The following is a 12,045-nucleotide window of genomic DNA, read 5'->3' on the forward strand; positions in this document are numbered from 1 at the left end:
CGAAATAATTGGACACGTCATTTACTATTCAACCAAACGACACTGTTCTGCCAAATAACATTGCTCAGCCAAACGAAAAAGGCAGACCTAATGGCCTGCCCTTGTTTCTTTTCGTTTTTATCTAGTCGCTAGTCTGTCGACATACAGTTTAGATTCAATAGCATCAATTCGCGTAGTGCTACTGAGAACTTAGCAAACTCATGAACCGAACCCACTTTGAATTCGTTCAAGATGCTTTCCCAACGATGCAGAGAAACCGAGTTACTTTCCATCCAGTCATCAAGCGCTTTAATCACATCGATGTCTGAAGCACAACCGCAGTTAAGCACTTGGCCAGTTAGCTGACGTTGCTGCCAATCCAGATCTTCTCTGAATGCTGCACGTGCCAGCGCTTGCCAATTGTTGTCTACTGCTTGACCATTGATTTGCTTCAAGAACCAGTGCAAAGACAAGCGATCGCCAAGATTAAAGTAAAGCTTAGACGCTTGTTGTACTGTTTTACCTGTTTCACGAGCCACTGTGGATATATCCAGTGCTGAGTACAAGCTAGACAAACGCGCAACTGAATTAGCTAACTCAGCGTTTACGCCTTGGTCAATCCATAACTGTGCCATTGCGTTATGCTCTTCTACTTCAGAAGCCACTAGGTTTTCATCCAGTTTCTCCGTGATAGTAAGAACATCGCCTTGGTAAAGTTCAATCAATGCTTTCACTGACTGTTTACCTGTACGGTTTCTTAACAACCAACGCGCCAAGCGACGAAGTGTGCGGCGAACATGGTAAATCAATTCATACTGAGCTTCAGAACTTGAAACATTATCCAGTTCACGGATGCTCTTCAGAACATGGCCAAGACCGTAGATTTCACGTGATGCCGCGTAAGCATTTGCAATATCAACAATGTTTGCGCCCGTCTCTTCTTGCAGACGAGTAACGAAGTTACAACCCATTTCGTTAACCATTTGGTTAGCCAGTGCCGTCGCAATGATTTCAGAACGTAGTGGATGGTTATCCATATGCTGAGAATAGTTACGACGTAACGCTGTTGGGAAGTATTGCATAAGCTGTTGAGCATGGAATTCATCATTAGCGATATCATCACTAACAAGATCTTCTTTAAGCACCATTTTTCCGTAAGCAACAAGTACAGAAAGCTCTGGTCTTGTTAGGCCTTGGCCCTGCTTTTCACGCTCAAGCAGTGTTTCGTCATCTGGGATGTATTCCAAACCACGATCTAAGTACCCTGCTTTTTCCATTGTATGAATAAAGCGGATTTGCTCTTTGACTAAGCCAACACCTTGATGCTCAGTAACCGAAATAGACTCAGCTTGGCAATATGCGTCGTCTAGTACGATTTCGCCCACTTCATCTTCCATCGATTCAAGCACTTGGTTACGTTGCTTAACGGTTAGATCTCCATTAGACACTAAACCATTCAAGAAGATCTTAATGTTTACTTCATTATCCGAACAGTCAACACCACCAACGTTATCAACGAAGTCAGTATTAACGCGGCCACCCGTCAGCGCGTATTCAATACGACCCAATTGAGTCATACCCAAGTTACCGCCTTCACCAACAACCTTAGCTTTCAGGTCACGGCCATCGATACGAAGCACGTCATTTGCACGGTCACCTACGTCAGTATGAGTCTCGTTTGAAGACTTAACGTATGTACCGATACCGCCATTCCATAGAAGATCAACCTGCATAGACAAGATCGCTTTGATCAAGTCATTTGGTGCCATTGATGCTTTCTTAGTACCCAGCATTTTCTGAATTTCAGGCGTCAAAGAGATAGACTTCGCTCGACGAGAGAAGATTCCACCACCTTGCGAGATAAGGTCTTTGTTGTAATCTTCCCAGCTTGAGCGCGGTAGATTAAACAAGCGCTCACGCTCTACCCAGCTTGATGCTGATTCTGGATTCGGATCGATGAAGATATGCATGTGGTTAAACGCAGCTTGCATACGAATATGCTTAGACAACAGCATGCCATTACCAAACACATCGCCCGCCATATCACCTACACCGATAGCGGTGAAATCCGTTGTTTGACAGTTGATGCCCATTTCACGGAAGTGACGCTTAACAGATTCCCAACCACCTTTCGCGGTGATACCCATTGCTTTGTGGTCGTAACCGTTAGAACCACCAGAGGCAAATGCATCGCCTAACCAGAAGTTGTACTCATCAGATACTGAGTTTGCGAGATCTGAGAACGTTGCTGTACCTTTATCGGCAGCAACAACCAAGTACGGATCATCTTCATCGTGACGAACAACACTCTTCGGTGGGATAACCTCGCCTTCAATAATGTTGTCTGATACGTCTAGTAGTGCACGGATGAAGCGCTTGTAACAACGTTGACCTTCAGCAAAAATTTCATCACGGCCAGACATCATATGCTGACGCTTACAAACGAAACCACCTTTTGCACCAACCGGTACAATTACTGTGTTCTTAACTTGTTGTGCTTTAACTAGGCCTAGAATCTCAGTACGGAAATCCTCTTGACGGTCTGACCAACGTAAACCACCACGAGCGACTTTGCCGCCACGTAGATGCACACCTTCAATGTCTGGTGCGTAAACAAAGATCTCAAACGCAGGAACCGGTGCTGGAATATCTGGAATCTCGCTTGGTCTCATTTTTAGAGCCAACCAAGGTTTAGACTGTTTGTTGTCGTCTAACTGATAGTAGTTAGTACGAAGCGTTGCTGTGATCATTTCCATGTAGCGACGAATGATACGATCATCATCCAAGCTTTCTACATGATCCAACTGTTCAGTGATCTTCTTAATAAGATCTTGTTGGCCTTTCGCGCTGCCCTTTAATTTAGGATCAAACCGCTTGCCGAATAAGCTCACTAACCCTTTCGCTAGATCTGGGTAATGAGACAATGTGTCTTCAATGTATTGTTGGCTGAATGGGAAACCAACTTGGCGCATGTAACGTGCATACGCACGTAAGATTGAGATTTCACGGCCAGAAAGACCTGCACCCAATACCAAGCGGTTGAAACCATCGCTGTCTAACTCACCCGCCCAAATCGCAGCAAAGGCTTGTTGGAATAGATCGCGAGCTTCACGAAGATCAATCGTCTTGTCACTCTTATGCAGCATCGAGAAATCAAGGATCCAATAAGTCACCCCATTGGTCTTGCGCACTTCATAAGGTGATTCACCAATAACGCGCAGGCCAAAGTTTTCAAGCATTGGCATAACATCAGACAGGTGAATCGGTTCATCACTGTGGTAGAACAGCTTCAAACGAACGGCTTTAGAGTCTGCTGCCTCTTCTTGAGGACGGTAGAAAAGCATGCCAAGTTTGTTGTCTTCACTTAGTGCTTCTAGACGCTCGATATCTGCAACAGCAGAACCAGGCATCATGTCTTCTTTGTACGAACGTGGGAATGCACGCATGTACTCTTTCGATAACGGAAGACCTTTGCTCTCACCGAAGTTAGCAACGATTGATTCAGACAGGCGGTCATCCCACGTAGACGATACTTCCATTAAATTTTGCTCAATTGTTTTCACGTCCACATCCATGTTGTTGTTATCAACACGAACAATATAGTGCGTTCTTGCCAGTGGGCTTTCAGAGAAGTATGTCGTGAATTCGACTTCTTCTTCGCAACCGAAGTATTGCTTCAAGATGCGCTGGGTTTGACGACGAAGCTCGGTGTTGTAGCGATCTTTTGTTACGTAAACCATACAGCTGAAGAAACGGCCAAACGGGTCTTTGCGAACAAACAAGCGTAGAAGATCGCGATCTTGCATTTGTACAACGCCCGTACCCACTTCAAGTAGCTCTTCTTCTCGAGCTTGAAGCAGTTCATCACGCGGATAGTTTTCTAGAATATTGTGCAGTGCTTTGTAAGAGTATGAACCCTGACGGTAACCACTTGCATCTAAGATACGCTCAACTTTCTCGCGAACTAGAGGAATGCTTTCAACGGTTTGGTTATAAACAGCAGAAGTGTAGAGACCTGTAAAGCGGTGCTCACCAATGACCTTGCCGTTTTTGTCAAACTTCTTGATGCCGATGTAATCATTGTAAGCTGGACGGTGAATGCGTGAAGCCGTGTTGCCCTTGGTTACGATCAATACATACGGTTTTTTCGCTTCTAAGCGTGCCGAGTCAGAAAACTCAGACAGCTTAACGTTACGTACACGATCTGAATTTGCGAACAAACCAAGGCCTTGCTCCTTGGTAGGTTGTAGTTCAGTGTCGCCATTTACAGAAACAAGGTCGTATTCCTTGTAGCCCATAAACGTAAAGTTGTGCTCACCTAACCAACGAAGGAACGCAAGCGTTTCATCAAAGCGCTGACCATCAACTGGAATCGTCTCTTTTTGCTGTTCAACTTGATTGGTTACTTCTTCAAGTCTTTCTACCATTTGTAGCCAGTCATTAACTACAAGACCTGTATCGGTAAAGATATCCAACAGCTCTGTTTTAAGCGCTGTCATTTCAGCTTTGCTGCTAAGACGGTCAACCTCAATATGGAAAAGCGATTGGAATGCACCTTCATTGTTGCTGACACCAACCACACTTCCCTTATCAGAACGGGAGATTTGTGTTGGGTTGTGAAGCATAAGGTGAGAAGAGAGGTCGAGGCGAGTTAATGCCATTTTTACAGAATCAACGAGGAATGGGCTATCTGGTACCACTATCTCAACGATAGTGTGAGTCGATTGCCAGCCTTGACGACTTACTGTCGGGTTAAAAACACGGACAGAAATTTCGTCGGCTTTCTTTTCATTGATGTGATGCCATAAGCTAACTACAGCACCGTATAAATCGGATTCGTTTCTCTGAGTTAGGTCGTCGTGAGAAACGTTACTAAACAAGTGTTGAGCAAGTTGAGTTACGAGAGGTCGATGAGCAAGGTCAAGTTTGTCTTGAATCAGTTTGTACACTTTTTCAAGTAAAACTGGAACCACAGTTTCACGTGCGGTCATAGTCACACTCCACAATTAGAATTATATTTTATTATTAGGGGGCTTACTTAAGCTGGTGTTTGAATTGAGCCGTTGAGCTCTTTTCTACTAACGAGTTAAGCAAAGGTAATGCATTCATTTATTGTAAAAGCATTATTGAGAAATAGTTAATTGTTTTGGAGGTGGTAAGAGGTGAAATGTTTGATTATGTGATTAAGATTCCTTTTAACTCACTAGGCATGCCAAGGTTTACAGAGCTTCCAACTTAATAAACTTATTTTTTTGGTCAGTTGTCAGTCTAAACTGCCCTCTAACCCCTATTTGTGTAAGAAAAGGTCTGAACCGAGTTGCAGGTAACTGTAGACGCAATCCAGTGGTTGTTATCACTTGAACTTTACTTGCTGCACCAGAATAGCTGGCCAAAAACTGCTGATATGAGATGTTAAGTTGGAAAATATAGCGATTCATACAATACCTGTGCAAATATACAGTACCAGTATTTTTTGGCACTTAACGATGTCTGAATGTGAAACTGAGCTTGAAACTGCTCTAGCTTATCGAAAATTCGATGAACCAGAAACAAAAAATCAGCGGCAGAGATTATCTACCACTGATGACTTTTCTTAATAAGTAAACAGCTTATAAGTAAACCGTTAACCTTGAGAACGCTTAACTTAAGCTTCTAGTGCTTTCGTTACTTTCTCAAATAGGTCTTTTGCTAAGTTATCCATGTTCTTCAATGTCTCGAGTTCTTTCTTGATCAAAGCTTGGCGCTCTTCATCGTATTTACGGAACTTAAGCAAAGGATCAATCAGACGTGACGCAACTTGCGGGTTGCTGCTGTTAAGCTCACGCAAGATTTCGCCTGCAAACTCATAGCCCAGGCCTGACTTGTCGTGGAACTGAACCGGGTTAATGTTTAAGAATGAACCGACCAAGTTACGAGTACGGTTCGGGTTTTTCAAACTAAACGCTTGGTGTGACATAGACGCCTTGATCACTTCAAGTGCGTTGGAACTTGGGTTCGTTCCTTGAAGAGCAAACCACTTGTCCATGACAAGACCATCGTGTTTCCACTTGTCGCTGTAATCCGCCATTAAAGTTTCACGACATGGCAGTTGCGCACTGTTCGCCGCGCCCATTGCAGCCATTGTGTCTGTCATGTTGTTTGCTTGTTGGTACATAGCAACAACCAAATCATTACCCTTTTCAGTATGCGCTAAGTAACCTAAACAAACTTTACGTAACGTACGCTTGCCAATTGAATCATGGTCAATCGTGTATTCTGCTAATGCATTGCTGTGGTAAACCGCAGCAAGTTCATCTTCAAGCTCTTTTGCTAAAGTCACTTTCATTGAATGAAGTACTGACGCAACCGCATCGATATCAACACGCTCGTACCAACCCGATACTTCATTATGGCTTGGTAGAGAAAGCATCTCTGCAATAAACGCAGGTTCTAACGAATCGCTGAGCAATACACCACGGAATGCATCAACCACTTCAGAAGAAAGTGCAAACTTTTGACCTTGTTGAACGTTATCTACGTTGCTACGGATGTATTTCGCTAGCAGCATTTGCCCTGCATCCCAACGAGAGAATTCGTTACGAGCATTCACCATCAGGAAGATCAGCTCTTCGTCTGAATAGTTGTATTCAAGTTTCACTGGCGCAGAAAACTCGCGCAGCAGAGATGGAACTGGTTGCTCGTCTACATTCTCAAACACAAACGTTTGTTCCGCCTCTTTCACATCTAATACATTATGAATAGGCTGACCGTTACATTGTAACTCAATCACTTCACCCGACGCTGTGTATAGCTCGATATCTAAAGGGATATGCAGAGCTTGCTTTTCAGTTTGCTCATGCGTTGGCGCTGTTACTTGGCGAGTCGTTAACGTGTACTCTTTTTTCTCTGCGTCGTAATGGCTTTCAACAGAAAGTGTCGGGGTACCTGATTGGCTATACCATAAACGGAACTGAGACAGATCAACGCCCGATGCATCTTCCATCGCCGCTACGAAGTCTTCACATGTTGCTGCGGTGCCATCGTGACGTTCGAAGTACAGCTTCATGCCTTTTTGGAAACCGTCTTCACCCAACAATGTGTGGATCATTCGGATCACCTCACTGCCCTTTTCGTATACCGTCAATGTGTAGAAGTTATTCATTTCTATCACTTTTTCTGGACGAATTGGGTGAGACATTGGGCTCGCATCTTCAGCGAATTGTGGGCCGCGAATAATACGTACGTTGTTGATACGGTTTACTGCACGAGAACCAAGATCAGATGAGAACTCCTGATCACGGAAAACCGTTAAACCTTCTTTCAAGCTCAGCTGGAACCAATCGCGACAAGTAACACGGTTACCGGTCCAGTTATGGAAGTATTCGTGACCAATAACCGCTTCGATACCTAGGTAATCGGTATCTGTTGCTGTTTGGTCGTTCGCTAAAACGAACTTAGAGTTGAACACGTTCAGGCCTTTGTTTTCCATCGCACCCATATTGAAGAAATCAACGGCTACGATCATGTAGATGTCTAAGTCATACTCAAGATTGAAACGCTCTTCGTCCCACTTCATTGAGTTAATCAAAGAAACCATCGCGTGGTTTGCGCGGTCTAGATTGCCTTTGTCGACAAAGATTTCGAGGTCAACATTACGACCAGATTGTGTTGTGTACGCGTCACGAAGTACATCGAAGTCACCCGCAACTAAAGCAAACAGGTACGCAGGTTTTGGATGTGGGTCTTGCCATTTAACCCAGTGACGACCGTTTTCAGCTTCGCCTTCATCTACACGGTTACCATTACTTAATAAGAATGGGTTTTCAGCTTTGTCTGCGATGACTGTTGTCGTGAATTTCGCCAACACATCTGGGCGATCCATATAGTAAGTAATGCGGCGGAAACCTTCAGCTTCACATTGAGTACAGAACGCACCACCCGATTTGTACAAGCCTTCAAGTGCGCTGTTCCCTTCAGGGTCAACTTCCGTCACGATCGTCAATGTAAAATCTTTCGGTAGATCATTCAGAGTAAGTAGAGTTTCAGACTGCTCATACTGCGTCCACTCCTTACCTTCAACTAGGACAGACACCAACTTCAAGCCTTCACCATCAAGTACTAATGTCGAGCTTTCTTTCTCCTGCTTAACACTAGAAACAGCGGTAATAATGGATGCTGAATCGTACAAATCGAAAGTAAGATCGATTTCAGAAATAGTGTGAGATGGTGATTGATAATCTTTACGATACTTGGCTTGAGGTGTATGTGCCATGACGGGTTCCTTTTGATCGTTATACGTAATTATTTTTTAACTGTATATATCTAAAGGTTGAGCGCCAATAAAACAAGGGGAATATTGAAAAAAGGAGGCATTGTAGGAAAATGCCTCCATATTTTGCTATTTTATCAATCAAATTAGATAGGAACGCCTAATAAACAAGCAACAAACCATATTATCAACGAGTTCAATTTTAGGGCTAAAACTCGCACTTATCGAATACGATTAAGCACCGCAAACATGTCTCCTTCTTCACCTTGAAGCGTCAACACATCACTGTTTAATGTGTAACGAGTGCCGTGTTCGCCGTTCTCATAAAGCAACACCAACTGGTCACCTTCGGTGTAATACACTCCACGACGAATAACTTCACCACCTTCTTCATCTGATACTCTAAACATAAATATAAAATCAGGTTGAAGGACTAAATCCATTTTTTGAATGTTACTCGCACGCAAGTCACTTCCGGACAGTTCGGCGCTTGACCATATTCCCGCCAATGCGTTTGGCAAAGCCTTGGTGAACATAACACCGTTAAGGTTCAGCATATTGTGGTTACTGCTGTAGGCGTAAACCTGAGGCTCTGAGGTGTTCAAACCCAAAATAATTGTGTCTTCATTGGCATTGTACAAACCTTCCCAATGGTCGACACTGTAATCTTTCTTTTGAATATCAATAGAGAATGAGTAGTTTGAGTCAAGAGTCAGCTTGATTGCTCTAAAGTTTTCAGTGCCTTGCTCAGGATCTGGATTCATCAAATACCAATCACCAAGCAACAGAGGAAGGTCAAAATGAGATAGATTGCTATCGCTTTTTGATTGTTGAGAGTTCGAAGCAACCTCACTCCCGAAAGCAACAAAACTTAAACAAGATAAAAATAGTAGAATCCATTTCATACGCACGCCCTCGTTTTCTTTAAGCTTAGGCACGTAATGAATAGAAAGCGAAAAAATATGATCCAAGTCACTAAATTTTAAGTGCAAAGTAACTTAAATGTCATTATTCGACGCAAAATAGAGCCAAATAACCCTGAGTATTGAGTGTTCTTTGCGACAATCTCAACGGTTACATTCAGGTATTCCTGTCAAATCATAGACACAAAAAAAGCGAGCCTAAGCTCGCTTTTTAAAACCGTCACCTTTAACAAGGCACGTTAGAGTCTATTTCTTGATCATATCCAGCATGATAGCAACTGATTCATCAAGATAAGCATCCGGGGCTTCGTAGTCTTTGGGAATATCATCCAACGTTTTAAATGCCTCTAACTTAGCGGCTTTTTGACGTTGGTTAATACGCTCTAGACGAAGCGCATCCGCATCATCACTCTCTTGTTGACGAACCTTTTCATTAAGAGACAGGTCGTTGTCGTCTTTATCTGCCTTATATTTTTCAATATCTTGCGCGATAAAGCCAAATTCCATGTCAGTAGCAATGCGAGCTTGGTGTTGGGCAGTCAAAGCAACTATTTTTTCATCGTTACGCTGTAACACTGAGTAGTTTGCTTTATCAATGCTGTCCCAAGGTAGAGCATTATCTTCAACACTTTCACCCGTATCTGCTGGATCAATTGGCGTTGGATAAGCAATATCAGGTACTACACCTTTGTTTTGCGTACTGCCACCATTGATTCGGTAGAATTTCTGGATTGTGTATTGAACGTAGCCCAACTCTTTATCGAACAAATCATAGATATGATTCAAAGAGCGATGTTGTTGCACCGTTCCTTTACCGAAAGAGTTTTCGCCAAGGATAATCGCACGACCGTAGTCTTGCATCGCTGCTGCAAAAATCTCAGAAGCTGACGCACTGTAGCGATTCACCAATACCGTTAATGGGCCTTGGTAGCTGATTTCGCCGTCGGTGTCGCTGTTCACTTTGACACGACCGTAGCTATCGCGCACCTGAACAACAGGTCCCTCTTTGATAAATAAACCAGAGAGTTCGGTTGCTTCAGTCAGTGCACCACCACCGTTGTTTCGAAGATCAACGATAATACCTTCAACACCTTGCTGTTTAAGCTCAGTGATCAGTTTATCGGTATCTTTAGAAAGACCAACATAGAAACTTGGTACTTCAAGAACACCAATCTTCTTGCCATCTTTCTCGATAACTTCAGATTTAACAGCGCGGTCTTCTAAACGAATCTTGTCGCGTACAATTGTGACAACGTGACTTTTTGCATCATTACCTTCAGGCAAGATCTGTAGCTTAACTTTAGTCCCTTTCGGGCCTTTAATCAGTTGCACTACATCGTCTAAACGCCAGCCGATAACATCAACAACCTCTTCACCATCTTGGCCGACACCAACAATACGGTCACCGTCACTCAATTGTTTGCTGTTTGACGCAGGGCCACCAGCAACTAACGAGCGAATAACGGTATAGTCATCAGTCATCTGAAGCACAGCACCAATACCTTCCAAAGATAGATTCATCTCTGATTGGAATTGTTCTGCATTTCTTGGAGAAAGGTAACTGGTGTGAGGATCAACTTCACGCGCAAATGCGTTCATGTAGATTTGGAAAGCATCTTCATTATGCGATTGCGTAATACGTTTCATCGCATTGTTGTAACGCTTTTCCAAAACCTCTTGAATCTCTGGCCACTCTTTACCAGTAAGTTTTAGATTCAACGCGTCGTATTTAACACGCTTCCTCCAAAGCTCATTCACTTCGGCGATATCTTTCGGCCATTCCGCTTCACTACGATTGAGCTCAATACTTTCATCGGTATCAAACTTAATCTCAGTGTCTAGCAAAGACAGCGCATACTGAAAACGTTCAAAACGCTTCTGCATAGAAAGATTATAAACATCGAAAGCAATCTGGTTATTACCCGCTTTCAGCTGGTCATCAATTTGCACAGATGATGAGGAGAAAGAGTCAATATCAGCTTGAGTGAAGATATTACGATTATAATCCAGCATCTCTAAATAACGATTAAAGATAGCTTGAGAGAAATCATCGTTGAGATTGAAGTGTTTATAGTGAGAACGAGTAAATCGAGAAGTAACACGTTTACTAGCAGTTTCGTGTTGGACCTCAGGAGCGAGTAAAGGTAAATCGTCCTGATCTAATTTGGCTTCAAGAGCCTGAGCTGAAGCTGCTAGACAAAAGCTAGCAGCAATCAGTGTCAATTTTGAACGGCATTTCATGCGTAGGAGTATCTCCTTTAAGCGCGCAAGTGCTCCGCTTTAACAACCATTTGTAGGCCGTTTGCTAACTGAACACGTACATCTTCCTTATTGATTTCAACAATGGTCGCAGCCATGTTTCCTGTACCCATGTTCACATTTACTTCTTTGCCAGCGATGAATTCATCGGCGTTCAAAGCGCGTGTTTCTACAGGCTTTTCTACTTTTGGTGCTTTAGGCGCTTGACGACGAGGCTGTTGAGCTTTCTTCGCCTTAGTTTTCGCTTTGCCTTCTTCACGAGCTTTCTGTGCTTGTTCTTTACGACGAGCCTGAACTTTCGCTTTGCTTTCTGCAAGTGTAGCTTTAGCGTGTTCTACGTGCTCTTCTTCTAATGTGCCACACGCGTTGCCGTCTAGGTCAACACGATCTGCGCCAGCTTTTACGCCGTGCAGGTAACGCCATGATGATGTGTACTGTCTTAACGCTGCACGAAGCTGAGTCTTACTTACTTTTTCGTCTTCATTTAGACGTTCAGCAAGATCTTGAAAAATACCAATTTTAAGTGGTTTTGCTTCACCTTCTAGAGTAAAGCATTTAGGGAAACATTCAGCAACATATGCGATAACTTCTTTGCTGTTTTTTAACTTTTCAGTGTTTTCCATGTGGGTTCCTGGT

General features: G+C 43.2%; 6 protein-coding genes. All 6 read right to left on the bottom strand.

Annotation, left to right across the window (positions count from 1 at the left end; all coding sequences use genetic code 11):
- Positions 1-128 precede the first annotated feature (128 nt).
- Positions 129-4,970: an NAD-glutamate dehydrogenase gene (locus AC3CKG_RS08735; protein WP_076672117.1), complete on the bottom strand. Its 4,842-nt coding sequence runs from the start codon at positions 4,968-4,970 to the stop codon at positions 129-131.
- 228 nt (positions 4,971-5,198) lie between these two features.
- A complete protein-coding gene (locus AC3CKG_RS08740) occupies positions 5,199-5,417 on the bottom strand; it encodes a DUF2835 domain-containing protein (protein WP_004733645.1) in 219 nt (72 codons plus the stop codon).
- Positions 5,418-5,623: 206 nt separating this feature from the next.
- Positions 5,624-8,230, bottom strand: a complete 2,607-nt coding sequence (pepN, locus tag AC3CKG_RS08745; protein WP_488528176.1) for an aminopeptidase N — start codon at positions 8,228-8,230, stop codon at positions 5,624-5,626.
- Positions 8,231-8,448: 218 nt separating this feature from the next.
- The gene (locus AC3CKG_RS08750) at positions 8,449-9,132 is read right to left on the bottom strand and encodes a hypothetical protein (RefSeq protein WP_076672121.1); all 684 of its coding nucleotides are present in this window, start codon (positions 9,130-9,132) and stop codon (positions 8,449-8,451) included.
- Positions 9,133-9,396: 264 nt separating this feature from the next.
- On the bottom strand, positions 9,397-11,391 hold the full coding sequence (prc, locus tag AC3CKG_RS08755; protein ID WP_065104251.1) for a carboxy terminal-processing peptidase: 1,995 nt from the start codon (positions 11,389-11,391) through the stop codon (positions 9,397-9,399).
- A 17-nt stretch (positions 11,392-11,408) separates the two neighbouring features.
- Complete coding sequence (proQ, locus tag AC3CKG_RS08760; RefSeq protein ID WP_017106990.1) at positions 11,409-12,032, bottom strand: RNA chaperone ProQ; 624 nt, start codon at positions 12,030-12,032, stop codon at positions 11,409-11,411.
- Positions 12,033-12,045: the final 13 nt, after the last annotated feature.

The sequence above is a fragment of the Vibrio sp. QJM3NY_15 genome (assembly GCF_057785995.1).